This window comes from Providencia sp. PROV109, assembly GCF_033681625.1.
Taxonomy (GTDB): Bacteria; Pseudomonadota; Gammaproteobacteria; order Enterobacterales; family Enterobacteriaceae; genus Providencia; species Providencia hangzhouensis.
This window is the reverse complement of record NZ_CP096320.1, coordinates 866,954-893,753: the sequence shown is the minus strand read 5'-3', so window position 1 is coordinate 893,753 and position 26,800 is coordinate 866,954. Positions and strand designations below refer to the sequence as shown.

Sequence of the window (26,800 nt, the reverse complement as noted above, 5' to 3'; positions counted from 1 at the left end):
AATGATTGGTATTTATAAAATGAATCCATTGCTCAACCTTGTTTTGTTAAAAACCTTTGTCACTGTTGCTGAAACAGGGAATTTCACCGTGGCTTCACAGCATTTAAATTCAACACAATCAACATTAAGCCAACAAATTCAACGGCTAGAAGCTTTAGTCAGTCAGCCTTTATTTGTCCGAGGGCACCGCATACTAACCTTAACCGAAACTGGTGAAGTTTTGTTGAGTTATGCAAAAAATATATTGGCGCTCAATGATACCTTCTTTATGAAAATCACTGGCAATGCCGTCATTCAAACTATTCGGCTCGGTTTTCCTGAAGACCTCGCTTCTGGCCAAGTCACGCCGACACTGGCCGCATTTATGCAAGCTAACCCCAATGTGCGGTTAGAAGTCACGAGTGGCCTAAGCCGACAACTTCATCAGCGCTACCAACATGGCGAATTAGATTTAATTATTGTGAAACAGAAAAAAGGGGAATTTAAAAGTGATTACCATTGGCCGGAGCCTTTGTGTTGGCTAACAAGCAACCAATATAAACGTTTAAGTAATGATTCAGTACCTTTGGTGGTTTTTCCTGAAAACGGTCTCTACCGTAATGATATGTTCAAATTATTAGATAGTGAACAGCGTCCTTGGCACATAACTTATACTTGTTCTAGCCTTGCAGGTATTCAAAGTGCTATCGCAGATGGGTTAGGTGTTAGTTTATTACCTTTACGAGCAAAACTTCCTCAACATCGAATTTTAACAGAAGAAGAAGGTTTCCCAGCTGCTCAAGAAATGGAAATTGCCATGCATTTCCATGCTAATACCTCGGATATCATTACGCAACTCGCCGAGAAACTGGCACAACAATTGGGGGAACGCGAGTGATGAATAAACTGATTGAATTAGAAAAAAAATTACATAACAGTACTAACCGACAGAATAGCAATTTTCTTCGCGAGATATTACATGAGGATTTTTTTGAATTTGGTCGTTCTGGCTTTTCAACCGATAAACTCGATACCTTAGCGTCATTAGCTAATGAAACAGCTAAAACGATTTACGCCGAAAACTTCCACTGCTCGCAATTGAGTGATAATACGGTGTTAATGACTTATATCAGTTTTGAACAACAAGATGGGGGTAAAACCAAGCTAACTAACCGCTCATCTATTTGGCTAAAAAATTCAGCAAACCAATGGCAATTAAGGTTTCATCAAGGGACACCCGCAAACCTATAGCCGCTTTTTTGCAATATCATAAACCTCGTTACGATTCCTTTTCCCCACAGTGACCACAATTATAATAAGCTGATTATCAACAACTTCGTATACTAAGCGATAACCTGATGCTTTCAGCTTAATCTTATAACAATTTTGCAGCCCACTGAGCCTTGCAGAAGGTATATGAGGGTTCTCAATCAGTAATTTTAGTTTCTTAGCAAATTGCTTCTGTATTGTTGCACCAAGCTTTTTCCACTCTTTTGCTGCATCATCCCTAAATTTAACTTTATAGAACCCTGTCATAAATAGCTATCCAAATCCACATCTACAAGCTTCTGGTTTTTCCTTGCGTTAACAATTTCAATAAGTTCTTTGTCTTCAATTTGTTCTAATAAATTTTCATATATTTCAGCTGGAACACAGTAAAATGCAGTCTTATTTCTATTCAAAATAGCCACAGGGAACCCCTCACCAGAATCCACTGTCGCCATAGGGTTTTTCTTTAGTTCACTGATGCTCGCCGTAACATCACTTAAAATAACTTGAGGCATTTTCAATCTCCAAAAGACCATTTAATAGGTCTCATTATAGCTTTGTTTATTTTATAGGCAAGAGGTCATTTATACCACAATATGAAATGCTAATTTCATTCTATTTTCTAAAAAAAATCCCCCAGCAAGTTACCTTACTAGGGGATTAATCACAAAAAACTTAATGCGCGTTAATTACAGTACATCAACACAGTTCAGTTCTTTGAATGCTTGTTCTAAACGAACAACCATTGAATCTTGTGCTTTACGCAGCCACACACGTGGGTCATAGTATTTTTTGTTAGGTTTATCCGCACCTTCTGGGTTACCTAACTGACCTTGCAGATAGCCTTCGTTCTTTTTGTAGTACTGTAAAATACCATCCCAAGTTGCCCACTGAGTATCAGTATCGATGTTCATTTTGATAACACCGTAGCTAACTGCTTCTTTGATTTCAGCAGCACTTGAGCCAGAACCACCGTGGAATACGAAGTCTAAGCTGTTGTGTGGCAGGTTATATTTTTCTGAAACGTAGTCTTGTGAATTACGCAGGATTTTTGGCGTTAACTGAACGTTACCTGGTTTATAAACACCGTGAACGTTACCGAAAGAAGCCGCGATAGTGAAACGCGGGCTTACTGCATTCAGTTTTTCGTATGCATATGCAACATCTTCTGGTTGAGTATACAGCTCAGAACTGTCCATACCTGTGTTATCAACACCGTCTTCTTCACCACCAGTACAGCCTAGTTCGATTTCCAGAGTCATATCGATTTTAGCCATACGCGCTAAATATTTAGCACAGATTTCGATGTTTTCTTCCAGTGTTTCTTCTGACAGGTCAATCATGTGAGAAGAGAACAGTGGTTTACCGGTTTTTGCGTAGTGTTTTTCACCTGCATCTAACAGGCCATCGATCCATGGCAGTAATTTCTTCGCACAGTGGTCAGTATGCAGAATAACAGGAACACCATAGTGCTCAGCCATTTGGTGTACATGATAAGCACCAGAGATCGCACCTAAAATTGCAGCTTGTTGGCCTTCAGCTTTCAGGCCTTTACCTGCGATAAATGCAGCACCGCCATTAGAAAACTGAACAATAACTGGAGCACGAACTTTAGCGGCCGCTTCAAGTACGGCGTTAATTGAATCCGTACCAACACAGTTCACCGCTGGCAATGCAAAGTTATTTTCTTTAGCAACTGCGAAAACTTTCTGTACATCATCACCAGTAAGAACACCCGGTTTAACAAAATCAAAAATTTTAGACATGTGAAAAGGTCCTGTGGTAAACAGGCAGCCTACGCTGCCTGTTGTGTATGAACAATTAATTACGCTTTAGCACGTTCTTCTAGCATCACAACGGCAGGGAGCTTTTTGCCTTCAACGAACTCAAGGAAAGCACCGCCACCAGTAGAGATATATGAAATTTTGTCAGCAATGTCGAATAAATCGATAGCCGCTAGGGTGTCACCACCACCAGCGATAGAGAATGCGTCGCTATCAGCAATCGCTTTTGCAACGATCTCAGTACCTTTACGGAAGTTAGGGAACTCAAACACGCCTACTGGGCCATTCCAAAGAATGGTTTTGGCATTTTTCAGGATCTCAGCCAAACGCTGTGCAGATTCGTCACCTAAATCCAGAATTTGTTCGTCGTCTTTAATTTCAGTACTTGCTTTCAGAGTTGCAGGTGCAGTTTCGGAGAACTCAGTTGCAACGCGAACATCAGTCGGTACTGGAATTTGGCAGTTTGCCAGTAATTTTTTCGCTTCAGGGATTAAGTCTGCTTCATATAATGAGCGACCAACATTGTTGCCTTCCGCTGCGATAAAGGTATTCGCAATACCGCCACCAACAATTAACTGGTCTGCAATTTTAGATAGAGAATCTAATACAGTCAGTTTAGTTGACACTTTAGAACCACCAACAATCGCAACCATTGGGCGAGCTGGGTTATCTAATGCTTTACCTAATGCTTCTAACTCACCACTCAGTAGTGGGCCAGCACAAGCCACTGGAGAGAATTTAGCAACACCATGTGTTGACGCTTGTGCACGGTGAGCCGTACCAAACGCATCCATCACATAAACATCACACAATGCCGCATATTGTTTTGACAGCGTTTCGTCGTCTTTTTTCTCGCCTTTATTAAAGCGAACGTTTTCCAGCACAACTAACTCGCCAGCTTCGATGTCAACACCGTTAAGGTAGTCTTTAACTAAACGGACTGGGTAATCCATTTTATCGGCCAGATAGTCAACAACAGGTTGCAGTGAAAACTCTTCGTTGTACTCGCCTTCGGTCGGGCGACCAAGGTGAGAAGTGACCATGACTTTAGCGCCTTGTTTCAGAGCAGCTTCAATTGTTGGTAATGAAGCACGAATACGCGCATCAGAAGTAACTTTGCCATCTTTTACAGGAACGTTTAAGTCAGAACGGATGAATACGCGTTTACCCGCTAAGTCTAAATCGGTCATCTTAATTACAGACATGGTGAATCCTCTCGTTGATTCTCTATAAAGTTTCCATCAGCGACTGTGCAAAACAATAAAGTTATCATGCCCTGCTGTCTGTCAGTCGCCAATTAGTTTAAACCTGTCGCTGCCATTGCTAATGTTGTATCTAGCATCCGGTTAGCAAACCCCCATTCGTTATCACACCAAACCAGGGTTTTAATTAAATGCTTACCACTAACTCGCGTTTGTGTACCATCAATAATAGCACTGTGTGGATCATGATTGAAATCCATCGAGACTAGCGGTAATTCTGTGTAGTCCACTATACCACGAAAATGCCCTTGTGCAGCGCTTCGCAGTAGTTGGTTGACTTTTTCAACACAAACATCGTCATGTACGGTAACACTCAAATCAATCGCTGTCACATTCGTCGTCGGTACACGAACAGAAATGGCTTCAAAGTGGTCTTTAAATTTCGGAAAAATTCGTGTAATTCCTGCGGCTAATTTGGTATCAACAGGAATGATAGACTGACTCGCTGCGCGAGTTCTGCGTAAATCTTTATGATAGGCATCGATAACGGGCTGGTCATTCATTGACGCGTGAATCGTCGTCACTGTCCCCGATTCAATCGAAAATGCCTCATCAAGTAATTTAATAATTGGAATAATACAATTGGTGGTACAAGAAGCATTGGAAACAATCTTGTCTTGAGCGGTTAGGCTTTCATGGTTAACACCATAAACGATAGTGGCATCAAGGTCGTCAGTACCAGGATGAGAAAATAACACTTTTTTCGCCCCTGCTGCTAAATGCAGTAACCCATCATCCCGTGAGCCATAAGCCCCACTGCAATCTAAAACGACATCAATACCCAGCTCTTTCCAAGGCAACTCATGCAGCTCACGTTGATGAAATAAACGAATATTATCATCACCAACTTGTAAAAGTGTTCCGTTAAGCCGTACATCCCAAGCAAAACGCCCATGGCTGGAATCATACTTCAGCAAATGCGCAATACCTTCAGGTTCAGCAAGTTCGTTAACCGCCACCACGATAATCTCTGCCCGACGGCCAGATTCATACAACGCTCTTAGAACACTTCGACCAATGCGGCCAAAGCCGTTTATTGCTACCCTGATTGCCATTCTACACCTTGTATCTGAGCAAAATCACACGGTTGCTAAGGATAACTGACTCACACCAACTCTACTGCTCATTTTAGCTGTCAAACATCAAAAGTGTGCTTCAACCGACATTTTTAAAAAATATTTTCATTCAGCAATACATGACTGAAACGGTTCAGCTTATCTAAGGTTAGATTAAGGGATATATTTACAGAACGCAATAGAAAATCCTATATTGGTGCACAAAAAAACAACGCCTAGCTTATCACTGGGCGTTGTTCAGCAAGATAATTAGAAATGGGAACCAAAATTCGGGACTCATTCCTTCTTATTTTATTTCAGTAAAGATTTAGCAGCTTCGACCGCTTTCTCTACTGTAATACCGAATTCTTTAAACAGAACTTCGGCAGGAGCAGATTCACCAAAGGTATGCATACCGATGATAGCACCGTTTAAACCAGTGTACTTAAACCAGTAATCTGCAATACCCGCTTCGATAGCAACACGTGCTGTCACATTGGCAGGTAAAACAGCTTCGCGGTATGCCGCATCTTGTTTATCAAATGCATCGGTTGATGGCATAGAAACAACACGGACCTTACGGCCTTCTGATGTTAATTGCTCAGCCGCTTTAACGGCCAGTTCCACTTCAGAACCTGTCGCAATAAAGATTAACTCAGGCGTGCCTGCGCAATCTTTCAGAATGTAAGCCCCTTTCTCAATATTGGCTAATTGCTCAGCAGTACGAGGTTGTTGCTCTAAATTTTGACGAGAGAAGATTAATGCGCTTGGGCCATCTTTACGTTCGATAGCATATTTCCACGCCACAGCAGATTCAACTTGGTCACAAGGGCGCCATGTGCTGACATTTGGTGTCACACGCAGACTTGCCAGTTGCTCAACCGGTTGGTGAGTTGGGCCATCTTCACCCAGACCAATAGAGTCGTGAGTATAAACAAAGATGCTACGCACTTTCATCAGTGCTGCCATACGAACCGCATTACGTGCGTATTCAACGAACATCAGGAATGTCGCACCGTAAGGAATGAAACCACCATGTAACGCGATACCGTTCATGATAGCTGACATACCAAATTCACGAACACCATAGTGAATGTAGTTGCCCGCTGGGTCAACGTTCAGTGCTTTGGAGCCTGACCACATGGTTAAGTTACTTGGCGCTAAGTCCGCAGAACCGCCCATAAATTCAGGTAATACTTTACCAAATGCTTCTAATGCATTTTGTGATGCTTTACGGCTTGCGATATTTGCTGGGTTTTGTTGCAGATTTTCAACAAATTGTTTCGCATCCGCGTCAAAGTTAGCAGGTAATTCACCATTCATACGACGAGTGAATTCCGCAGCTAGTTCAGGGAATTGCGCTGCATACGCGGCGAATTTTTTATCCCATGCGCTTTGTTTTTCTTTACCTGCAGTACGAGCATCCCAAGCTTCATAGATATCTTTAGGAATTTCGAATGGGCCGTAGCTCCACCCCAGAGCTTCACGAGTTGCTGCAATTTCAGCATCACCTAAAGGCGCACCGTGAACAGACTCAGAACCCGCTTTGTTTGGTGAACCAAAACCAATAATAGTTTTACACATAATCAGTGTTGGTTTATCAGTTTGGCTTTTCGCTTCATTCACTGCCGCGTTGATCTGTGATGCATCATGGCCGTCGATATCACGGATAACATGCCAACCGTAAGATTCGAAACGTGCAGCGGTATCGTCAGTAAACCAACCTTCAACTTCACCATCAATAGAGATACCGTTGTCATCATAGAATGCGATCAGTTTATTTAATTTCAGTGTACCCGCTAAAGAACACGCTTCGTGCGAGATACCTTCCATCATACAACCATCACCCATGAACACATAAGTGTGGTGGTCAACAATGTCATGGTTAGGGCGGTTAAATTGCGCTGCTAATGTACGTTCTGCAATCGCAAAACCCACTGCATTTGCAATGCCTTGACCTAAAGGACCGGTTGTTGTCTCAACACCTGGAGTATAGCCATATTCTGGGTGGCCCGGTGTTTTAGAGTGTAATTGGCGGAAATTTTTTAACTCTTCAATAGATAAGTCATAACCAGTGAGGTGCAGTAAGCTATAAATCAACATTGAGCCATGGCCGTTTGACAGTACAAAACGGTCACGATCTGCCCAGTGTGGGTCAGCTGGGTTATGATTCATATGGTCACGCCACAGTACTTCAGCAATATCAGCCATGCCCATTGGCGCGCCAGGATGCCCTGATTTTGCTTTTTGAACCGCATCCATACTTAGAAAGCGGATAGCATTAGCAAGGGTTTTACGAGTCGTCATCAGTATACTCCAGGTAGGATAAAAACGTACTTAAACCAATTTTTACAACGCAATACGGATAGTGCTACTTTAATTTCGCTGTAACATGAAAACATCAATTTAGCGATGTATCCCATATGTTCCCTACTTTAAGGAGCCATAGCACATCGACAACAAATTGAGCATTTCACGAATAGAGCGATTGAAAGTAACCCAATTCTACCCATACCGCAATATTTGCTATGTTCATGGCAGCAGATCGCTAATAAATTGAACTGCCGCAAAGCTGAATCCATTCCATTGCGCAAAATATCCCTTAATGCTTACATTTTTGCGCAAGTGACTAACCTTATTAAACCTGAGTTCAGTGTCTGGGATCAAGGTGATTTATGCATCTAGCGCATTTAGCTGCCACATTAGTGATAATTGGCAAAGTTTTAGACAAAAAAAAGCCTCAATATGCCCGAATATTTTTGTTTAGATTAAGTCAAATACCCAACCCTTCCAATGATTAGAAATAAATAGAAGTAACATGAATTGAAAAAACAGTAGCAATAAATATTACTGGCTAATCGCAGTTGCCTATAGCCTATAGAATGGTCTATCTCCACACCTAACAAGGAGAAAATAAGAATCGTTCAAAATAATCTAGATAAGCTATTCTGCAAAGCTTATCTAGATTGCTCATCATATATAGATAGTGCGTGCACTTCTAACAACCAACGTTTTTACAACAGAAATTCCTATACAGATCACAGTTCTTATATGTATAGTTTTGAATAAAAGTGGCTTTCAAAAGCCCGCAGTGCAATCTTAATTAGCGGTTAGGTAAATCGGTATATCTAACTTATTAAGTAATAATTAGCGAATCTCTAAGTGAAGAATTGCTTTTAGAACAAACGTGTATAGTATTAGGCACTACAAAACCTATATTCATTTAGTGACCTAATTACAAAGAGGAAGCTTTCCCATTATTATTTCTATAGCACACGACATCCACAGATAAAGACATCATAATTGATATTGCTGAAATTAAAATAAGGGGCACTAGAGAACGTAGTAACCTATCGCTGATTCTATTTTCACTGGTAAAATACCTGATGAGACTATAGAAAATAAATTGGCCTGTAAGACAAAATTTCAGGTCTAAACCCCATGTGCACAATAGGGTCATGATATTAAAAAGTTGATACTATAGTATCAACCTACTAGACACTGATGTCATATCATATATCTAGTTAGCAAAGTGTAATTTTAACATCATACACATTAAACTAGTTAGTTGAGTTATTAATAAATAAGAGGGCTAAAAACAAATTACAAATTATAATTTTACCAATATAACTGGTTTCCTACCTTTATTCTAAATTTTTCCCACCCTTTAATTGTAATAAATTGTAACTTTCAATGTAGATTCTTTATGCTTCTTAATTAAATATACATTTGTTAACAATTATAATAATTTTACGCTTATTTAGTGTATTTTTTTATTGATCCCCCTGATTTCAACACTATTAAGTGTATTTTTAACCAATTAAACTGGTGAGAAGATGTTTTTTAATTAGATAATGCTAAAAAAAACAGAGTTAATAGAAAAAACCTATTAAAAGTATATTTTTAATAGAAATCCTGCCATTTACTCTTTTTTTAATGTATTTATTATAACACTCAATTAAGCAAGCAAGTGAGCTAACGAATATCATATAAATAGATCTATTAATATTAGAGGCTGAAAAAATGAAAGCTAATATAATTAGTAGTCATGTAGGAAATTATTTACGAAAATCACGCAAAGAAAAAAACATGACAGGAAAACAGTTGGCAGAATTAATTAACATTAGCCAACAACAGGTATCTCGCTATGAAACTGGTAGCAGTTCATTATCGCTAGATCAATTAAATGAAATATTAACCGTTTTAGACAAAAGATGGATTGAAATGATTTACTATATTGATTGTTTCTCTGAAGAAAATAAAAGAAACAATATAAATTTAAGTAAAAAAACAATCGAAATATTACTAAACAGCATGAAAGATATTTAAATATTCCATTTTAAATTCAATAAAACCATATCAATATGTAAAAATTAAATAACTAATTTTACTATTGTTTTCTATCAATATAAAAAGAGAGATTAGTATGTTAAATAAAAAAATGGCTTCTGTATTGTTATCAACAATTATCGCAGCTTCTTTTGCTACAGCTGCAAATGCAGATACACGTACCGCTCAAGCAACAGCAACATGGCAAGCGACTGCAATTAAAGACACGACAAGTATGTTAGTTGTAACTCCATTAAGAAGTTTAACTTTTAATTATGCCGAAGGCCAAAAAAGCTTTAACCAACAGAATGGAGCATTTGATATCGCTATTCAAGGCCAAGCTGGTGCAACAGATTTTAAATTAGCGTCAAAAATTATTGCTAATACATTAGCAAGAACAACTGACGATTCTAAATTAACTGTTGGGGTTAAATGGAATGGCGAAGATTTGACTAAAAATAATGATTTAGTATTAATTGATACATCAACCGGTTTAACTTCTGGTTTAGACAATTTAGCGGCTGATGGCATCTATAATGGCTCTGAGCGTGCAGCAGATCGCGGTGAATTCACCTTTGTTATTGCTGGCGCTGAAGCTGATGGTGCAGCGACTGACTTTAAAGCACTGACTGATGGTACATGGGATGGTGATGTTAAAGTTCAATTTACTGCAACTTGGGACGGTGATTTCACGCCAGCTCCTTAATTCAATATCCCCTTATTAGATAACTAAATATTACGATAAAGATACTATAGGGAAATAATATCTTTATCGTCATTCATTTTTGAAATTTGCGATTATGAAAAAGATAACATTAGCATTAATTTTATTATCATGGTTACCATTAAAAAGCAGTTTTGCTGTCAACGTGGGAAATATTACTGAAATAATATCATCGAATGAAGACACCTTATCTAAAGAAATTGAAAATACAGTAGATACAGCAAGATTGGTAAATTTAACGATAGAAAAAATAGATTCACCACTTGATACTGGAAAAGTAATTACAGTTACTGATCCTAATGAAATATTATCAACACCCGCTAATTTAATTCTTCCAGGGCATGCAAAAGATATATTTAAGATAATTTATCAAGGCCCAAAAGATAATAAAGAACGTTACTATCGATTAAATTGGAAAGATGATCCTATTGGCGAGAGTGGTGTTACACAAAGTGCGAAATCGGCATCAGCAACAACATCAGCAACAATTAGCACAATACTCGTTGTCGCACCAAGAATTGAAAACTTTAATTATCAATACACTAATTCCCAAGTTTCAAATACTGGAAATAGCACCTTCCGTGTAGTGGCTTCAGGCCCTTGTTTAGCAGAAAAACAAAAATACGGAGTGGATGGTATTTGTCGCGAGCGTTATTACCTCATGCCAAACTTAGCCGTCAAATTACAATTTGTCGATGTCACAAATAAAAAATCAAGCGTAGGTATTTGGCACAAAGGAGAGTTCATTGTTGTCAAATAATTAAGAATGGACTTAAATTATGCGTAAGAGTGCTATTGCTTTATCAATATTAAGTATTATTTTTTCGAATACAATTAATGCCAATGAAATGAAAAGCGTTAAGATCGGTGGATATATTATTCCTCCTGCATTTGTTAGTGCATTGGAAGAAGGAATGTCTGTACCTGTTTTTTTACGACTAAATGATGATGCAGCAACCAATCAGAGCGAAAGTAAAATTGCAGATGCAGTTATTGTAATCGATCATGGTAATATTAAATTATCAAGTATTCATCTCATTGAAAATGAGCAAGGTGCGAAATTAAATAATTTACTAGTTGATAAACTTGAAGAAAAAAAGGATGCCATTTTTAATGAAAGTAATGGTATTATTATTGATAATAATGCAACCCTTCAATTAAACATTTCTTCTTTTAATTTATCATTAGATGTTGATAAAGCTGCTTTTTCGCCAAAAGAACATGCGCGGCAATCTGTACTAGGAAATTCTTCAGTTAATTCATTTTCAGCGGTAGCTAACTATGATTTAGGGGTATTCCAGAGCCGTGTTAAAGATTCAAAAGATACATCCAGCAGCTATTTCAATTTAGATACATTATTCGCAGCTGCGGAACATCACTTTAATGTAAATGCATCAGCATATAGCATTGGAAAATCTAATTCTAATGTTGAGCTGTATCGTGCAATGTATGAGCGTGATTTCAACGGATTTCGTTTTGCACTTGGGCTCATGAGTACGTGGAATTTACAGTCTATTGCCAGCTTAACTACCCTTAGCAGCAGTAAAATTTATGCGGCATCAATAGGAAACAATTCCTCAAGTATGGTGACAAATAAGCAGCAATCACTTACGCCGATTTATGCTTTTTTAAATAGCCCAGGCGAAGTACGCATTTATCGGCAAGGTAAATTATTAAATATTCAAAATTTTCCAATGGGTAATTTTGAAGTTGATACCAGTGTACTACCCTATGGTATTTACGACGTCACTATTGAGACAGTTATCGATGGCAAAATTGTCACAACACAGCACCAAACAATTAATAAATCCTTCGGTGCGATAACGGGCGGTTTTGATAAACTCAATTGGGAAATTTATGGTGGTTATATTGACTTTGATAAGCGCAATTATGTAAGAAATGAAGGCTCAACGAGTCAAACTCCGAGTAAAAGCCATTTAATCGGAGCCTCTTTTGCTTATAACTTCCCTGTATTGTCTGGCGTGCGTTTTCAAATGTCAAATTATGGGTTTGATAAATTTGTTGTACAAGAAACGAGTATCAATGCAGCTTTAAATAACTATATCTCAGTTAACTGGCAAGGCATGCTAGAAAACCATGGCAGTTATCGTAATATTGCGACTCTTTCTGTCAATATACCGGAAGGTTATGGTTCTTTATGGGCATCTAAAGAAAAAACTGTAGTGACTGGTGATTTACCACTTTATGATGCTGACAGTTATTCTTATGGCGGAACCATTAATTTTGACAAAATAATTGATAGAACTGGGTCACTGACTATTAGTAATACTAAAGATCGCCGTATTGGCAGTGATTCAATTAACTATGAATATGCGAATACATTATTCTCTGGCCGTTATGGAACGGTGGGGCTAAGAGCGGGTGTACAGCGCTATCATTATGATAACCAAAATAGTACCAACGAAAAATATATTAACCTCGATTTTTCCTTACCTTTATCAACATGGTTGAGTACGGGTGTTTCCTCAACAAATGGTAATGTGAAAGCAAATATTTATGCGAATAAAAATTTTGAAAATTCGGTGATTACCAATGCAGGGGTTTCTGTCTCCAAATTAGTCCGAGATAAAGATAATGGTGAATCCAATTTTTCAACATTAGGCTATGCTTCTTATGATACTAAATATAATTCAGGTACCGTAACGATTAATCGCCCCGATAATAACAGACTTAATGGCAATTTAACCTCTCGTGGCTCTGTGGCATATAGCAACGGCATGATCATGCCAAGTGGGCAGCAAGGTAAATCAGGCGTCATTATTAATTCCGATATAAAAGGTAGCGGCAGCATGGTCGCAAAAGTAAATGGGCAAAATTACCCAATTAGCGGAAAAAATACCTTTATTCCATTATCCCCTTATTCGGATTATGACATTCAGTTAATGAATGACGGAAAATCAAAAGACAGCTTTGATATTGTCTCAGGGCGAAATAAATCCGTCACATTATACCCAGGAAACATTGCTCTTTATCAACCTGAGGTAAGGCAACTAGTCACGGTATTTGGTCGTCTGAAATCACCAAATGGTGAATATATAAAATATGCCTCAATTCGAAATCATATTGGTCGAACAAAAACGGACCAAAATGGTGAGTTTTCCATGGATGTTGACGTCCGATATCCAGTGATATCGTTATTACAAGATGATCAGCAAACAATTTGCGAAGCAGATTTAAACCTTCAAGGTGCACGTGGTGCATTGTGGGTCGGTGAGGTGACATGTGAACCTCAAGAAGCATTTGCTAAACGTTAATTATCACTTTAAAGGCTAATTTAATATGCGATTATTATCGATAACAGCACTTTTTATTTCATTTTCGGTTCTAATACCGAATTCGTTTTCTGCAACAGCACCATTACAAGAGTATGTCATTGTTGAAAACCAAGTTGATAACGAATTCTTTATTGTTGCTAATAGAGTTGACCCTCGCTTCTCGGGCTCAAATGTATTCACAAAATACCAGCGCAATAGACAATATAGTTTAGGCTATATGGGATATACAGGAACACCTTTTAGCTCAACATATAATACAGGTGATATCTGGTTAGAAAATTCTCCCGTAAGCCAACCTTTTATCGGAAATCGTTGCATGACAAATAACCGAAATTGCCCAGCAACGTCTTATTGGTCAGCTCAGCAGTTACGAGATAATGGTGCATATAAAATCCAACAAACAGGAACACCGGGTGAGTCTGGATATTCAAGACCGATATTTTCTGAATCTTTTTATCGCTGGTTAGCCGAAATACCACCAGGAACAGAATATACTTTTGATTTAAGAACCTGCACAAGCCGCGACGATTATGATTTAAGTAATACGACCTGTATGACGAGTGGAGGAAGAACGACAACACAACAACACTACATTCCAACCAATAAAAAAGGCAATATTATTCTAAAAGGAACGGGCGCCTTACAAGAAGTCTTTGTGGATAGCAATGGCAATCCAACTATTGGACTCGGTTCTAATTTTTGCTCGACAGGGATTGTTGGAAATACTTCTGGAATTATTTGTAAGTTGGTTGAATTAGAAACCCAAGGACAATCTATCGGCGGAACATTTACAGTTCGTATGTATATTGATAGTGCAAAGTTAGGTTTAGCTAGGGACCCCCGTGCTGCACTTATTCAATATAAAGGAAGTAACAGCACACGCTGGACAAATTGGTCATCAACAACAAACATGTCAGAGATCTTTAATAATGGTTCACAAAATATTGAAGTTTTTCTCTCAAATGAATATTTAAAATCAATTGTTGACGCTTCACCTAATTCAACAGTCACACTTGCTGATAGTGTATATACTTTTGGTTTTCAATCACCACTTCCTCAATCTGGATTTTACGAATTTACACCTTCAAATTTCTTAATAATTAAGCCGAGAGATTATGGAATTAGCATTATTCCTGCAGATTTTAATCCAAACCAATCCAAAACAGGAAAAGTCGGCAATGATGAACCACCGATAGAATTTAATTATATCGTCACGACTAGCGGGCCAAGGCAAGCGGATTCTATTACGGCAAAAGTTGAAGGACCAAACACAACATTAAAAGGACAGTCATACTGCTTATTTACCTCGAGCGATAATAAACTTAATGTCCCTTTTTCCGCTTATCTTTCATTTAAAAATGAAAATGGTACTAAAGAATCACACCGAGCAAGTTGTGATAATAATGAAATTTCATTAAAAAATGCATTATGGTCTGAAACACCATGGGATAGACCTAATGAGGATTTAGGATCTTTTTATCGAACTAACTTAGATTTATCATTCCCAATGAATGACTCTGAATCATTTTTTACATTGGATGGTATTGATTGGTTAGGAACCGTTTCTGCAAGTGGCACAATAACTGTCAAAGCAATTTGGACTGGGCCCGATATTCAATAATATCTAATGACTACTTTTAGGGCTACTTGTAAAAGTTCAAGTGGCCCTTTTATTGAACCCCATATACTCTTAAATTTTAGTTGGATTTTTTAATATGAAACCATTTTATTTACTTAAAATCCTATTATTGGTTTTGCTATCAGTGTCTTGCAATAATGCTATTGCTTTATATATCAATGCAGATATTTCTTCGATGGAGTCAGGGCAAGAGTTTTTTTCTAAGCCATACATCAACGACACAGATAAAACTAATTTATATAATTTTAGTGCCTACAAAATTGATAAACCAGGTAACCAAGAACATGGGGCACCTCTCCATAACGGCGAGATTATTTTTACTCCATTGAAGAAAATTTTATTACCTGGGGAACAAGAATTTTTTAAGATTTTTTATCGAGGAGAAGCCGATGAGACCGAGCGCTATTATAAGATTATCATTAGCGAAACCCCTCTTGATATGCGTAGTGATAATGAACAAAAAAAGCGACCTTTATTTTATCCAACGGTTAGCCTAGAAACCTATTTTGTTGTGAGACCTAAAAAACCAGATTTTAAATATGAGCTTAATCCAAGCACTAGTATTCTAAAAAATACGGGTAATACCTATTTTAGAGCGCTCTTACATGAAAACTGTGATGCTAATGATGATTCCGAGCCTTATATATTTTACTTATTACCCGGCCAAGAATCTAAAGATGAGCGTCTTAAAAAGAAAAGCCGTAAATATATTGTAATATTTGATAAATATTACCCAATTGGCAACTGCACCTAAAATTCAATCATATCAATTAATTAAAAAAATAAAATGACAAATTTGGCTATACTACTATTAAAATAAACATTGAATTACCTAATCATAATTCGACAGGTACTCTGTATCTATAATTACCTTAAAGCATTACAAATTCATAAAATTCAGTTCTAAAAAATCATTTCCGCCTATTAAAAATAGCAAATTAATTTAGGTTTCCATGACTTGAAATAGTGGTTAATACTGCTTTTTATCTGTATATAAAACATCAAAACAAAAAATGTCAGTTTCATTAATACAATACACTGAAATTTTTGTCATTACATATATAACCAATCGTTATAAACAAAAATTTATTTTCATATTTTCTTCTCAAAAAAAGAGTAGTATATTACACTGATATAATTACTTTAAAATCAATGACTATCATGTTAGCTAAAGTGATCAAACTAAGCACATATTTTAATAACTAAATAAGAGTCATGTATGATATATATACTGAACAACATAATAAAATATAATTCTGACTTAGGTGAAATATTTAGGGTGGACACAGAACTCAGTGTAATGAAATTAACACCCGTGTTGAATTATATTTTTATAATACTAATTCAGAATAATAAAACGACTATCACTCGTGAAGAGATACTAAAAAAAATACTAAATAAATATGACCTAAAAGTTTCGATAAACACCCTTAACCAATACATTAGTACATTAAGAAAAGTATTACATCAACAGCTTTTAGTTGAAAATGCAATTCTAAGCATATCAAAAAAAGGCCTTGTTATCTCTTCTGAAATTCAAATTGAAGAATCGATTGCCAAATTCAATAATAAAATAGAGAAAAGCCTAGCCCCCCCTCCCACTTCAAGCAATAAATCTAACAAATCACTATTAATTAGTGATAAAAATCATATTATTAAAAAAACATTATTGATAATTAGTGTTTTTTTACTTTTGGTGATTATTTACCTTATAAATCAAATTTATGCAATAAAATTTCCATATGCATCAATACAGTCATACAAAATTAGCACAATTGGAGATTGCCCTGTTTATGGGTTCAAAGATAACTATGAAAAAAACATGAGTGACACAATAAGCAAACAAGCAATTGATTTTAACTTAACCTGTGAAGATTCTGATGTTTTTTATTATTATAACAATATACAAAACTTAGGTAAAAACAAACATAGCTTATTAGTAAAATGCAAAAAAAATAAAGAATGCATTTCAACAAGAGTAAATTGGCAGGATAAAAATGACTAATAAAACACTATATTCATTGATACTATTATTTTCATTAATTATCGTTTTCTTGTTATTTAACTTGAATTTAGAAAAAAGTAAAACACAATATTGTGAAGCAACTGTTTCCTCTAATTTCATATTAGCTAATAATAAATCATCATATACACTAAATATGAAATTAGTAAAAAACAATGATAACAGTGGATATATTAAATTATTAGGAACAATTACAACTGATAAGACATATACTGTTAATCGAGTTGTTCATTTCAATCAATCATCAAGAAAGTATATAAAAGATTTAAAGTTAACCATAAGTTATGATAGAAAATCTTCAAATGACAATGTTCCTGATGATATATTCGAAAAATATTTTAAAGCATTCAATCTAAACTCAATTGCATATGTAGAAATTGATGAGATAACTTCTGATTGGTACCTTTTTTCCAGTTCGTTTGGCCCTTATTTTGTCTGTAGCAGGCAAGATAAATTAAATACAATTTAACACATAGCTAACTACTTATAAAGTAGTTAGCTCAGGTAATCGCTAATATTACATCTCTGATTCCTATTAACCTTTTCATTTTTTCTCCAACTAAGCAGGCTTGATTATACTTTTACCTATAATTAAATTTATATGCTACCTACCGATAAGTACCAAATCAACCCTAAATAAATCACTATTTCAACTTAATCTATAAATATTTTTTTGTAATTTTATGTAAAAATATAAATACTTACTTTTATACGACTATAAATGCATTTTTTTCATTTATTATTTATTATATTCTCACTTTTAAGCCAATCCCTAAGATTGACATAACGCATTGTTTTTATTGGATTATAAAAACCTATATTTTGATTCAATAGTCTATATTCATTATTTACACCTATATCAATAGACTAAAGCTATCAAATAAACTATTTTTGATTCATTAAAACAATTTCACATTGGTAACTAAAAAATATAATCTATTCCTCATAGAGAAAATCAAAAAATTTAAAGTAATGCCATCTTTAATAGCTAACTTTAAAATAATAAGTTCCTAATAGAGAGAATATGAAATGAAATATATCAATACTAAAGAATTGAATAAAAGTAATGACCTAGATATTGTTATGGCTACCGCAAAATACTTGAAATCCGCACGTATTGAAAAATCATTAACAGGAACAGAATTAGGAAAATTATTAAATTTGAGCCAACAACAAATATCAAGGTATGAGAATGGCCAATCTGCTATTTCTATTGATAGCCTTCATATATACCTTAAAGCATTAGGTAAAGATTGGTTAGATTATTTCAGATCTGTTATCTTAGTTAGAGTTCATGCGAATTATTATTAATACAGTCATAAAAAACTCAAACTTATACATTTCGATAAAATCGCGACAAAACCTAAGAATAGTTAATATGATTAAAAAGAATATGAATTATTCTCATAAATCTATTATTTATAGATCTCATTATATCAAAAATTAACTCAAAGAAGTCATTAGAAGCAAAAAATGTATCATTCAACAAAAAAGTGATACAAAAAGAAAGGAACTCTTAATGCAGTTAAATACAGTCATGATAAAAAAAACGCCACGCTAATATATTAGCGTGGCGTTATAATTTGGCGGAACGGACGGGACTCGAACCCGCGACCCCCTGCGTGACAGGCAGGTATTCTAACCAACTGAACTACCGCTCCTGATGTTCCCTACTGGGAACGCCATGCATATTACGAATACTTAAGGACCCCGTCAACACTTTTTCTTGTTAAATCGCGCAGTTGAACAGTTTTTAGCCTTGAGAGGCTTTTCTATGCATTTTCCTAAGCAACCATTAATGATAACACCAATCATTAGTGTAAATTTTCAGCCTCATCGGAAGATTGCCGCCAAAGGCAGGGTTTGCCACCCTTCTTATCAACAATATCCAGCCGGGCTTCATGAGCAATAAGCTCTTCATCGGAAGCAAAAATCACCCTAAGGCCAGTTTGGGGACGTTCAATTCTTTGAATTTCATACTCTTGCTCATTATTAGCCGATTCCGAATCCATCGAAAATGATAATGAAGTTTGCCCGCCTGTCATTGCCAAATAGACATCTGACAGAATCTCAGCATCGAGTAAAGCCCCGTGCAGTGTTCGCTTAGAGTTATCAATTAAATAGCGGTCACATAGCGCATCCAAGTTATTCCGTTTACCCGGGAAAAGTTTGCGAGCCAATACTAAGCTATCAGTGATGGTACAAAAATCTTGCGTGGGTGGAATTCCTTTATTAAGTTTACGGAATTCATAATCCATAAAACCGATATCAAAGGGAGCATTATGAATAACAAGCTCTGCACCTCGAATAAATTCAAGGAACTCATCCGCAATTTCTGCAAAAACAGGTTTATCTTGTAAAAATTCATCACTTATCCCATGCACTTCGAATGCTTCAGGATCCACTAAACGGTCAGGTTTAATGTACACATGAAAATTACGCCCTGTTAGTCGGCGGTTAATCACTTCAACCGCACCAATCTCTATAATGTTGTGCCCTTCATAATGAACACCGAGTTTATTCATACCGGTTGTTTCAGTATCAAGGACAATTTGTCTGGTTATCACCGTGCTCATAATGTTTTTTTGTGTCAAACTAGAGGGGAACGAATAATATAGAGTGTAACAGAAATGACAAAGCAGGTAGAAATTTTCACGGATGGTTCCTGTTTGGGCAATCCTGGCCCTGGTGGATATGGCGTTGTTTTACGCTACCAACAGCATGAAAAAACGTTGAGTGAAGGTTATTTTTTAACCACAAATAACCGAATGGAACTACTTGCAGCCATCAAAGCATTAGAATCGCTAACAAGACCTTGTGATATTATTTTAACCACTGATAGCCAGTACGTACGACAAGGAATAACACAATGGATCCACGGCTGGAAGCGTAAACAATGGCGAAAAGCAGATAAATCCCCTGTCGTTAATGTCGATTTATGGAAACGCCTCGATGATGCCATCCAACGACATACTATTGATTGGCGTTGGGTTAAAGGCCATGCTGGCCACCCCGAAAACGAGAAATGTGATGAATTAGCTCGAGCTGCGGCTTCAGCACCAACTAAAGAAGACACGGGTTACCAACCCGCACAAAACTAAGAAGGGTCGTTTACCTTCATTGATTTACTGATCTCCTTTGCTGTACCGAGTGCTGTTCCAATCTTAACTTTTGGTTGCTTAAATTTTAGTGGTGTCGGAGTTAGTGGGTAAGTCCGTTTCCGCGCCACAATCACGCTTAAAACACCAACTCCCCCACAGCTTTTATTCACTCGTCTATTCGCCCCCAGCCAAGGGATTATTTGGCAATTGCGATGATACAAAACTTCATAATTTAATAAGCTGAGCCAATCAAATACCCTAACGGATGGAAAAAAACGGCTACAATAAGGCTGCCGTTTACGTAAAACAGGCACGAGTTTCGCCATTCCAAGAAGACTGAAAGGGTTAAAACCTGAAATAATTAACCAGCCATCGTCGATTAATACCCGGTCAACCTCCCGTAAGAGCCAATGAGGATCATGGCTATAAGCCAAACAGTGAGTCATTAGGCAGGCATCTATAGATTTTTGGGTTAATGGTAAAGCTTCGGGTTTGGCAACAAGGTTAAAACGCGGATCGCCGGTACCAACATTAAATTGGTGAGAGATAAGACAGCCTTCGGTCTGGATTTCAGTACTTAAATGACCTAACTTAAGCAGATGAAAGCCAAATATCTTTGGCCACCAAGGGCTAAGTTGATTTTCTATGGCTTGACGGTATTGTTCTCCAAAAGGAATGTCAGACCAACTAACAGGCATTTGAATTTTTTTATCAATACGCGCAGGCTTCATGAAATTCCCCTATTAACTATTAACAAGTATCGAGGTCATTATGGAGTTAATTCGAGTACCAGCCTTAAACGATAACTACATTTGGGTTTTAGCTGATAGCCACCAACAGTGTATCATCGTTGACCCTGCAGAGGCAGAGCCTGTGCTTGAAATAATTACAGCCAAGCGATTGACCCCAGTCGCAATCCTATTAACTCACCACCATAATGACCATACGGGTGGCGTAAAAGGGATTTTAAGCAAATTTACAACTCTTCCCGTTTTTGGCCCAAAAGAAACTCAATCTAAAGGAGCAACAGAAATAGTCGAAAATGGTGATAAAGTCATAATTGACGAGTTCAACCTACAGGTTATTTCATTATCAGGCCATACATCTGAGCATATTGGCTTTTACCAAGCACCTTATTTATTCTGTGGTGACACCCTATTCTCTGCGGGTTGTGGGCGGATATTTGAAGGAACGCCCGAGCAAATGTTTGAATCTATCCAAAAAATTGCAGCACTCCCTGATGAAACCTTAATTTGTTGTGCTCATGAATATACTTTATCTAATCTCAAATTTGCACACCATATATGGCCTGAAAATGAAGCGATTACACAATATTTACAAAAAATAACGCAAATACGTGACAAACATCAACCAACAGTACCTACCACATTGAAAATAGAGAAAAAAATAAATATTTTTCTGCAATGTGACAACCCTCAACTACAGAAAAAACTCAATATTAATCTACAAAACCCACCTTTAAGAGCAATTTTTACCCTACTGCGTCAATTAAAAGACCAATATTAAAGTTTAATGATTGTCATATCGGGGTGGGATAAGTATTATTGTTCGACTTTTAAACATTAAAATGAAGAACAATAGAAAAGAATGAAGATAATCGCGACGCTTATCGCCATTGTTCTGTTGGCCGGATGCCAAACTGCCCCGAAAAAAATTAAGCAGAACAAAACTCCTAGTAATCATACAATTGAAACTGTTGCACCACATAACCAAGCCGCCAGTAGACAATTACCTAAATCTGATTATGACCTATGGGGTTATATTAGTGATGAACTAAAAATGGATGTCCCTGATAAACCTCAAATTAGGGAGTTAGCAAATAGTTATTTAAATAAACAACGTTTTGTCTACGATGTGGCATTAAGAGCTGAGCCATACATGTACCTCATCGTAGACGAAATTAATGAGCGCAATTTACCAATGGAGTTAGCTTTAATTCCTATTATTGAAAGCTCGTTTAATCCTAAAGCAACTTCTCCGGCACAAGCTGCAGGCCTATGGCAAATCGTCCCTATCACGGCTCGCTCATATGGCCTAAAACAAACACAATGGGTTGATGAACGCAGAGATGTCGTTTCTTCAACTAAAGCGGCCTTCGATCTTCTCGAAAACTTAAATGTTATGTTCGGCCATGACTGGGAGCTCACTCTAGCTGCCTATAACTGTGGTGAAGGCTGTGTACAAAATGCTATCAAGAAAAATGAGGCTGCCGGGTTACCAACTGATTTCTGGTCACTCTCTTTACCGAAAGAAACCAAACAATATGTACCAAAAATCTTAGCGCTTAGCCAAGTATTAAAAAATCCTGAAAGGTATCAAGTTAATTTGCCAACAAGTAATAAAAATAGAGCACTCACTCAAATTGATGTTGGCCAACAAATCACGTTATCTCAAGCTGCTGAGTTGGCTGGGTTAACAGTTGAATCGGTAAAAACATATAATTCTGGTTACACTCGCGGTATAACATCACCAAGTGGCCCTCATTATATTATGCTACCTACGGCTAAAGCCGAACAATTCAAAACATCTCTTTCAGACCAAGACGTTTTAAACACGATTCGCTTAGCAGCGCAACAAAATCAGCAGATAAAAACAGCACAACCTACTGCAATTTCTAGTGCGCGTCAAAATCGAGCTAAAATAGCGACATATAAAGTACGCAAAGGCGAATCCGTCGCAAGTATTGCAAAAAAATTCAATACTACTGCGAAAGATATTCAAAAGCTAAATGGATTAAAAACCGCAAGCGTTATCAAACCTGGGCAAGTATTAAAAGTTGCTAGCCCAGCGTCTACAGCAAGTAGCCGTAAGGCAAAAACCTATAAAGTAAGAAAAGGCGATTCCTACTATAGCATTGCTAAGCGTCATGGCATAAAGCTCAATGATTTAATGACTTGGAATTCAGGTGTTAAAATGGCCGACCTGAAACCAGGGGTGACCTTAAACCTCTACCTTTAAGTTAATCTCAGCAAAAAAGCTTTTGTCTATTTCAGATAAAAGCTTTTTTATTTTGAATTCTCTTATTAGTAAAAATTAATTATTTGAATGAATTAAATAGGATAATAATTTTTATAACATCTTTTGTATAAAGGTTTCATATTCGCTGTACTAGAATAACCGATGGTTAAACTATAGTTTAAATACTTCATAAAATTGAGTTTAAACAGAACATACGTAACTCAAACCTCAACTACTCACTAATAAATTAGAAAAAAGTCGTTTATTGGTGGTGACATATGTGGTAATAATGCTATTATTATATCGCGGCTAGTTTAGTCCGAGCAGCCAGTCCGTATTCGAACATCGCTTATGTATTATATTAATAATTTTCGAAAGTTTAACGAACTAGCAATAATCTTATATTTTTCAATATACTAACGTGCAAACTTTTATATTGAACATAGGTGCTTTAATTAGTTAACATGACATTATTGATAAAAAATACACACAGCAAAAGTCAGATTCGCCTGCGGAGGTGATTATGGATGAATACTCACCCAAAAGACATGATATAGCAGAACTAAAATACTTATGTAATAGTCTCAATAGAGACGCTATTTTAAGCTTACAAAAAACAAATACACACTGGATTAATGATTTAAGCTCCCCGCAAAGCGCAGCCTTGAATGAACTCATTGAACATATCGCTGCATTTGTATGGCGGTTTAAAATCAAATACCCAAAAGAAAATCTTGTTATATCACTTATCGAAGAATACCTCGATGAGACCTATGATTTATTCGGCAGCCCAGTTATCACACTTAGTGAAATTATAGACTGGGAAGCAATGAATCACAGCCTTGTCGCTGTGCTGGATGATGACCTAAAGTGCCTAACCAGCAAAACTTAAAGGTATTATTTACCTTTAGTTCAGACTATAAAACCGTATATTAATAAGTAATTTTGCATAAAAGAAAGGGTATTATGACCAAATCTGATTATCTGATGCGTTTAAGAAAATGCACCACAATTGAAACACTTGAGCGTGTCATTGAAAAAAATAAGTATGAATTATCTGATGATGAGCTAGAGCTATTCTATTCAGCAGCAGATCACCGCTTAGCTGAACTCACAATGAATAAGCTTTATGATAAAATCCCAGCGTCTGTTTGGAAGTTTGTTAGATAATATCTTATTAACACGCACAGATAGTGAATGGTTATAGCCGGTAAATCCACTTATCGGCTGAACGCAATGTATTTGTCATTTTATTATTGGCATAATTATTATGCTAATAGGATTTTCTTATTTTAAATTTTAGCCTGCCAACTTTTTCTTATCACAATACTCAACAATTAATGTTGTATTCTTAACTTTTCTTTTTAACTTTTGAATTCATTTAAACCTTAAAGTTTAATTTACATTTATAAAAATAAAAAAGAATAAACAGAAAAAACAATTAAAAATTATATTTATAATAAATTGGAATAGGGAGATTGATATACAAGGAAAGGTCTTAGAATTGGGTGGGAGCCCTGCCAGCGACATCCCGGCACACACGACCCCTGCTATGGCTGCTTCCTTCCGGACCTGACCAAGTTAACAAGTTAGCGTTGCGGGAGAACCAACAGAGCCCCCATTGATTGCTTCTTTCAAAGCAGAGGCATTATGCTTGATAGTCATTGAAATAGCAAGAAACCCATGGCTAAGTGGCGATTTATCACACAAACACTTATAAAAATAGAGACTCAACTAAGAGCCGGTACATTGGCTAATTCGCAGAGACCATCAATAATTCAACATTTTTTGTAATACCGTTGTTGATAACCTCTACAACACTATCACTGATATACAATAGTTTTCCGTTTGCGCTTATAGTTGCATTCACAACTAGCGTACCTTCTTGCCTAACTTCACTTTTTTGGTAAGTTAGTTCAAAAGGAATAGTCGGCCGATTGTTCACCGAATTATAATATTTTTGAGATAATATTAGAGCAGGTAAGTCCGCAACTGTTGTATCTGCCAAAGTGATTGTAACAACCGCACCTTCGGGTAAAACAGTATCCTGTAAGATTACCACACGGCCCTCAATTTTCCCTGAATCTACCGTCTGGTTATTATTGCTATTTTTAGCATTAAGTGTTTTTTCACTGGGCTTTGTGCTATTCCCTTCACAGCCAACCAACGTTAAAAGCACTAATAAGCTAACAATGTAGCGAAAAAACTTCATAGTTATTACCTATAATACAATGTTTACTAAAACATTTTTAAATAATCGGAATAGACAAATCATTTTCTGACAAGGAATGATAAAAAGTATAACTAATATTGGTAGAATAATACATTTATATTTCTAAATGTAACAATACGTAACCCCAATTTATTCGATAGCAATTAATCTACCTATTCAGGGTAAATAATGGGAAAATACCTGTATCTCATTTACATATAACAGAACTAAGATGACTATGAGCCCAGAATTACAGAATTTAATTAGCCTAATTGAACTCGAAAAAATTGAAGAAGGGATTTTTCGAGGACAAAGTGAAGACCTTGGATTGCCTCAAGTTTTTGGCGGGCAGGTTGTTGGGCAAGCCATGTATGCTGCGAAACAAACCATACCTGAAGAAAGAGCGATTAATTCTTTTCATAGTTATTTTTTGCGCCCCGGTGACAGCTCTCGTCCTATTGTTTATGACGTTGAAATTTTGCGCGACGGTGGAAGTTTTAGTGCACGCCGAGTAAGTGCCATTCAAAATGGCAAGCCTATCTTCTTTATGACCGCATCATTTCAATCTCAAGAAGAAGGTTATAGCCATCAAAACTTAATGCCGGATGTGCCACCACCGACAAAATTAATTTCTCAAGATGATATTGTTCAAAGTTTGGCTGATCAATTACCGGAAGCAGTTAAAAAATACGCTCTTAGGCCAACTCCCTTTGAGTTTCGCCCTGTTGAGTTTTACAGCCCATTCGATTCCGCCCCTCAAGAACCATTTCGCTATATTTGGTTCAAAGCAAAAGGGCAGCTACCTGACCTACCTTCACTTCATCACTATTTATTAGGTTATGCTTCTGATTACAATTTCCTTCCAGCCGCATTACAACCGCATGGTAGAGGCTTTATGGAACGCGACTTACAGGTTGCAACGATTGACCATTCAATGTGGTTCCATCGTCCATTTAAAATTGATGATTGGTTACTGTATGCCGTAGAAAGCCCTTCAGCATCAGGAGGGAGGGGTTTTGTAAAAGGACAAATCTATAATTTACAAGGTGATCTTGTTGCAACGGCTGTCCAAGAGGGCGTAATCCGCCATAGGCAACCTCAAAAATAGAAGGGACTTCAAGTAAGTGATTACTTACTTAGAAAAATAA

Annotated in this window: 26 protein-coding genes, 1 tRNA gene and 1 other RNA gene; 17 read left to right on the top strand and 11 right to left on the bottom strand. The window is 36.8% G+C overall.

Annotated elements, in window-relative coordinates; genetic code table 11:
* Positions 1–19: 19 nt before the first annotated feature.
* Positions 20–877 (top strand): LysR substrate-binding domain-containing protein, encoded by an 858-nt coding sequence (locus M1F25_RS03995; protein ID WP_036958581.1) that lies wholly within the window; start codon positions 20–22, stop codon positions 875–877.
* The gene (locus tag M1F25_RS03990) at positions 877–1,230 is read left to right on the top strand and encodes a DUF4440 domain-containing protein (RefSeq protein WP_232368720.1); all 354 of its coding nucleotides are present in this window, start codon (positions 877–879) and stop codon (positions 1,228–1,230) included. The genes M1F25_RS03995 and M1F25_RS03990 overlap by 1 nt, the downstream gene beginning before the upstream one ends.
* Here M1F25_RS03990 and M1F25_RS03985 read toward each other — a convergent pair.
* From M1F25_RS03985 to tkt, 6 genes are all read right to left on the bottom strand, one after another.
* The gene (locus M1F25_RS03985) at positions 1,225–1,515 is read right to left on the bottom strand and encodes a type II toxin-antitoxin system RelE family toxin (protein WP_140172124.1); all 291 of its coding nucleotides are present in this window, start codon (positions 1,513–1,515) and stop codon (positions 1,225–1,227) included. The genes M1F25_RS03990 and M1F25_RS03985 overlap by 6 nt on opposite strands.
* On the bottom strand, positions 1,512–1,763 hold the full coding sequence (locus tag M1F25_RS03980) for a type II toxin-antitoxin system Phd/YefM family antitoxin (protein WP_181489335.1): 252 nt from the start codon (positions 1,761–1,763) through the stop codon (positions 1,512–1,514). Before M1F25_RS03980 ends, M1F25_RS03985 begins: the two co-directional genes overlap by 4 nt.
* A gap of 174 nt (positions 1,764–1,937) precedes the next feature.
* Positions 1,938–3,014 (bottom strand): class II fructose-bisphosphate aldolase, encoded by a 1,077-nt coding sequence (fbaA, locus tag M1F25_RS03975; RefSeq protein WP_094962157.1) that lies wholly within the window; start codon positions 3,012–3,014, stop codon positions 1,938–1,940.
* Between the two features lie 59 nt (positions 3,015–3,073).
* On the bottom strand, positions 3,074–4,237 hold the full coding sequence (gene pgk, locus M1F25_RS03970) for a phosphoglycerate kinase (protein WP_004905385.1): 1,164 nt from the start codon (positions 4,235–4,237) through the stop codon (positions 3,074–3,076).
* A 92-nt stretch (positions 4,238–4,329) separates the two neighbouring features.
* The gene (gene epd, locus M1F25_RS03965) at positions 4,330–5,349 is read right to left on the bottom strand and encodes an erythrose-4-phosphate dehydrogenase (protein ID WP_004905387.1); all 1,020 of its coding nucleotides are present in this window, start codon (positions 5,347–5,349) and stop codon (positions 4,330–4,332) included.
* Positions 5,350–5,661: 312 nt separating this feature from the next.
* On the bottom strand, positions 5,662–7,656 hold the full coding sequence (tkt, locus tag M1F25_RS03960; protein WP_004905389.1) for a transketolase: 1,995 nt from the start codon (positions 7,654–7,656) through the stop codon (positions 5,662–5,664).
* Positions 7,657–9,372: 1,716 nt separating this feature from the next.
* Here tkt and M1F25_RS03955 point away from each other — a divergent pair.
* The 9 genes from M1F25_RS03955 to M1F25_RS03915 all read left to right on the top strand — a co-directional run bounded on the left by M1F25_RS03955 (position 9,373) and on the right by M1F25_RS03915 (position 18,671).
* The gene (locus M1F25_RS03955; RefSeq protein ID WP_004905391.1) at positions 9,373–9,678 is read left to right on the top strand and encodes a helix-turn-helix domain-containing protein; all 306 of its coding nucleotides are present in this window, start codon (positions 9,373–9,375) and stop codon (positions 9,676–9,678) included.
* 97 nt (positions 9,679–9,775) lie between these two features.
* The gene (gene ecpA, locus M1F25_RS03950) at positions 9,776–10,384 is read left to right on the top strand and encodes a common pilus major fimbrillin subunit EcpA (protein WP_004905392.1); all 609 of its coding nucleotides are present in this window, start codon (positions 9,776–9,778) and stop codon (positions 10,382–10,384) included.
* Between the two features lie 94 nt (positions 10,385–10,478).
* Positions 10,479–11,162 (top strand): hypothetical protein, encoded by a 684-nt coding sequence (locus M1F25_RS03945; RefSeq protein ID WP_181489333.1) that lies wholly within the window; start codon positions 10,479–10,481, stop codon positions 11,160–11,162.
* 19 nt (positions 11,163–11,181) lie between these two features.
* Complete coding sequence (locus M1F25_RS03940) at positions 11,182–13,677, top strand: CS1-pili formation C-terminal domain-containing protein (protein ID WP_181489331.1); 2,496 nt, start codon at positions 11,182–11,184, stop codon at positions 13,675–13,677.
* 25 nt (positions 13,678–13,702) lie between these two features.
* Positions 13,703–15,319, top strand: a complete 1,617-nt coding sequence (locus M1F25_RS03935) for a fimbrial protein (protein WP_094962153.1) — start codon at positions 13,703–13,705, stop codon at positions 15,317–15,319.
* A 94-nt stretch (positions 15,320–15,413) separates the two neighbouring features.
* Entirely contained in the window at positions 15,414–16,091 is a 678-nt protein-coding gene (locus M1F25_RS03930; RefSeq protein ID WP_181489329.1) for a fimbrial protein, read from the top strand.
* Between the two features lie 525 nt (positions 16,092–16,616).
* Positions 16,617–17,342 (top strand): winged helix-turn-helix domain-containing protein, encoded by a 726-nt coding sequence (locus tag M1F25_RS03925; RefSeq protein ID WP_164455000.1) that lies wholly within the window; start codon positions 16,617–16,619, stop codon positions 17,340–17,342.
* On the top strand, positions 17,335–17,829 hold the full coding sequence (locus M1F25_RS03920) for a FidL-like protein (RefSeq protein ID WP_004905400.1): 495 nt from the start codon (positions 17,335–17,337) through the stop codon (positions 17,827–17,829). Before M1F25_RS03925 ends, M1F25_RS03920 begins: the two co-directional genes overlap by 8 nt.
* A 560-nt stretch (positions 17,830–18,389) precedes the next feature.
* Entirely contained in the window at positions 18,390–18,671 is a 282-nt protein-coding gene (locus M1F25_RS03915) for a helix-turn-helix domain-containing protein (RefSeq protein WP_004905402.1), read from the top strand.
* Positions 18,672–18,944: 273 nt separating this feature from the next.
* Here M1F25_RS03915 and M1F25_RS03910 read toward each other — a convergent pair.
* A tRNA-Asp gene (locus tag M1F25_RS03910) sits at positions 18,945–19,021 on the bottom strand.
* Positions 19,022–19,174: 153 nt separating this feature from the next.
* On the bottom strand, positions 19,175–19,936 hold the full coding sequence (dnaQ, locus tag M1F25_RS03905; RefSeq protein WP_094962150.1) for a DNA polymerase III subunit epsilon: 762 nt from the start codon (positions 19,934–19,936) through the stop codon (positions 19,175–19,177).
* A 54-nt stretch (positions 19,937–19,990) separates the two neighbouring features.
* On the opposite strand from dnaQ, the gene rnhA reads away from it, so the two are divergent.
* Positions 19,991–20,461 (top strand): ribonuclease HI, encoded by a 471-nt coding sequence (rnhA, locus tag M1F25_RS03900; protein WP_004905405.1) that lies wholly within the window; start codon positions 19,991–19,993, stop codon positions 20,459–20,461.
* Here rnhA and M1F25_RS03895 read toward each other — a convergent pair.
* Entirely contained in the window at positions 20,458–21,192 is a 735-nt protein-coding gene (locus tag M1F25_RS03895; protein WP_094962149.1) for a class I SAM-dependent methyltransferase, read from the bottom strand. The two genes, rnhA and M1F25_RS03895, sit on opposite strands and share 4 nt — an antisense overlap.
* Positions 21,193–21,232: 40 nt before the next feature.
* Here M1F25_RS03895 and gloB point away from each other — a divergent pair, with 40 nt between their 5' ends.
* The 4 genes from gloB to M1F25_RS03875 all read left to right on the top strand — a co-directional run bounded on the left by gloB (position 21,233) and on the right by M1F25_RS03875 (position 24,610).
* The gene (gene gloB / locus M1F25_RS03890) at positions 21,233–21,988 is read left to right on the top strand and encodes a hydroxyacylglutathione hydrolase (protein ID WP_004905408.1); all 756 of its coding nucleotides are present in this window, start codon (positions 21,233–21,235) and stop codon (positions 21,986–21,988) included.
* An 81-nt stretch (positions 21,989–22,069) separates the two neighbouring features.
* A complete protein-coding gene (gene mltD / locus M1F25_RS03885; protein WP_094962148.1) occupies positions 22,070–23,440 on the top strand; it encodes a murein transglycosylase D in 1,371 nt (456 codons plus the stop codon).
* A 523-nt stretch (positions 23,441–23,963) separates the two neighbouring features.
* The gene (tomB, locus tag M1F25_RS03880) at positions 23,964–24,332 is read left to right on the top strand and encodes an Hha toxicity modulator TomB (protein ID WP_004905413.1); all 369 of its coding nucleotides are present in this window, start codon (positions 23,964–23,966) and stop codon (positions 24,330–24,332) included.
* Between the two features lie 74 nt (positions 24,333–24,406).
* Positions 24,407–24,610, top strand: a complete 204-nt coding sequence (locus M1F25_RS03875; RefSeq protein WP_004905417.1) for an HHA domain-containing protein — start codon at positions 24,407–24,409, stop codon at positions 24,608–24,610.
* A gap of 345 nt (positions 24,611–24,955) precedes the next feature.
* Here the strand turns inward: M1F25_RS03875 and ffs are convergent.
* Positions 24,956–25,052, bottom strand: an RNA gene (gene ffs / locus M1F25_RS03870) — signal recognition particle sRNA small type.
* A gap of 141 nt (positions 25,053–25,193) precedes the next feature.
* Positions 25,194–25,652 (bottom strand): YbaY family lipoprotein, encoded by a 459-nt coding sequence (locus tag M1F25_RS03865; RefSeq protein WP_004905418.1) that lies wholly within the window; start codon positions 25,650–25,652, stop codon positions 25,194–25,196.
* A gap of 238 nt (positions 25,653–25,890) precedes the next feature.
* Here M1F25_RS03865 and tesB point away from each other — a divergent pair, with 238 nt between their 5' ends.
* Complete coding sequence (tesB, locus tag M1F25_RS03860; protein WP_181489678.1) at positions 25,891–26,760, top strand: acyl-CoA thioesterase II; 870 nt, start codon at positions 25,891–25,893, stop codon at positions 26,758–26,760.
* Positions 26,761–26,800 lie beyond the last annotated feature (40 nt).

Excerpts from the sequence above, each read along its gene's own strand:
- tkt (WP_004905389.1), bottom strand. The coding sequence starts at position 7,656 with ATGACGACTCGTAAAACCCTTGCTAATGCTATCCGCTTTCTAAGTATG.
- M1F25_RS03930 (WP_181489329.1), top strand. The coding sequence starts at position 15,414 with ATGAAACCATTTTATTTACTTAAAATCCTATTATTGGTTTTGCTATCA.
- M1F25_RS03865 (WP_004905418.1), bottom strand. The coding sequence starts at position 25,652 with ATGAAGTTTTTTCGCTACATTGTTAGCTTATTAGTGCTTTTAACGTTG.
- M1F25_RS03940 (WP_181489331.1), top strand. The coding sequence starts at position 11,182 with ATGCGTAAGAGTGCTATTGCTTTATCAATATTAAGTATTATTTTTTCG.
- epd (WP_004905387.1), bottom strand. The coding sequence starts at position 5,349 with ATGGCAATCAGGGTAGCAATAAACGGCTTTGGCCGCATTGGTCGAAGT.
- M1F25_RS03955 (WP_004905391.1), top strand. The coding sequence starts at position 9,373 with ATGAAAGCTAATATAATTAGTAGTCATGTAGGAAATTATTTACGAAAA.
- fbaA (WP_094962157.1), bottom strand. The coding sequence starts at position 3,014 with ATGTCTAAAATTTTTGATTTTGTTAAACCGGGTGTTCTTACTGGTGAT.
- mltD (WP_094962148.1), top strand. The coding sequence starts at position 22,070 with ATGAAGATAATCGCGACGCTTATCGCCATTGTTCTGTTGGCCGGATGC.
- M1F25_RS03985 (WP_140172124.1), bottom strand. The coding sequence starts at position 1,515 with ATGACAGGGTTCTATAAAGTTAAATTTAGGGATGATGCAGCAAAAGAG.
- M1F25_RS03990 (WP_232368720.1), top strand. The coding sequence starts at position 877 with ATGAATAAACTGATTGAATTAGAAAAAAAATTACATAACAGTACTAAC.
- M1F25_RS03935 (WP_094962153.1), top strand. The coding sequence starts at position 13,703 with ATGCGATTATTATCGATAACAGCACTTTTTATTTCATTTTCGGTTCTA.
- M1F25_RS03980 (WP_181489335.1), bottom strand. The coding sequence starts at position 1,763 with ATGCCTCAAGTTATTTTAAGTGATGTTACGGCGAGCATCAGTGAACTA.
- tomB (WP_004905413.1), top strand. The coding sequence starts at position 23,964 with ATGGATGAATACTCACCCAAAAGACATGATATAGCAGAACTAAAATAC.
- tesB (WP_181489678.1), top strand. The coding sequence starts at position 25,891 with ATGAGCCCAGAATTACAGAATTTAATTAGCCTAATTGAACTCGAAAAA.
- M1F25_RS03920 (WP_004905400.1), top strand. The coding sequence starts at position 17,335 with ATGACTAATAAAACACTATATTCATTGATACTATTATTTTCATTAATT.
- gloB (WP_004905408.1), top strand. The coding sequence starts at position 21,233 with ATGGAGTTAATTCGAGTACCAGCCTTAAACGATAACTACATTTGGGTT.
- M1F25_RS03875 (WP_004905417.1), top strand. The coding sequence starts at position 24,407 with ATGACCAAATCTGATTATCTGATGCGTTTAAGAAAATGCACCACAATT.
- rnhA (WP_004905405.1), top strand. The coding sequence starts at position 19,991 with ATGACAAAGCAGGTAGAAATTTTCACGGATGGTTCCTGTTTGGGCAAT.
- pgk (WP_004905385.1), bottom strand. The coding sequence starts at position 4,237 with ATGTCTGTAATTAAGATGACCGATTTAGACTTAGCGGGTAAACGCGTA.
- ecpA (WP_004905392.1), top strand. The coding sequence starts at position 9,776 with ATGTTAAATAAAAAAATGGCTTCTGTATTGTTATCAACAATTATCGCA.
- M1F25_RS03995 (WP_036958581.1), top strand. The coding sequence starts at position 20 with ATGAATCCATTGCTCAACCTTGTTTTGTTAAAAACCTTTGTCACTGTT.
- M1F25_RS03915 (WP_004905402.1), top strand. The coding sequence starts at position 18,390 with ATGAAATATATCAATACTAAAGAATTGAATAAAAGTAATGACCTAGAT.
- dnaQ (WP_094962150.1), bottom strand. The coding sequence starts at position 19,936 with ATGAGCACGGTGATAACCAGACAAATTGTCCTTGATACTGAAACAACC.
- M1F25_RS03945 (WP_181489333.1), top strand. The coding sequence starts at position 10,479 with ATGAAAAAGATAACATTAGCATTAATTTTATTATCATGGTTACCATTA.
- M1F25_RS03895 (WP_094962149.1), bottom strand. The coding sequence starts at position 21,192 with ATGAAGCCTGCGCGTATTGATAAAAAAATTCAAATGCCTGTTAGTTGG.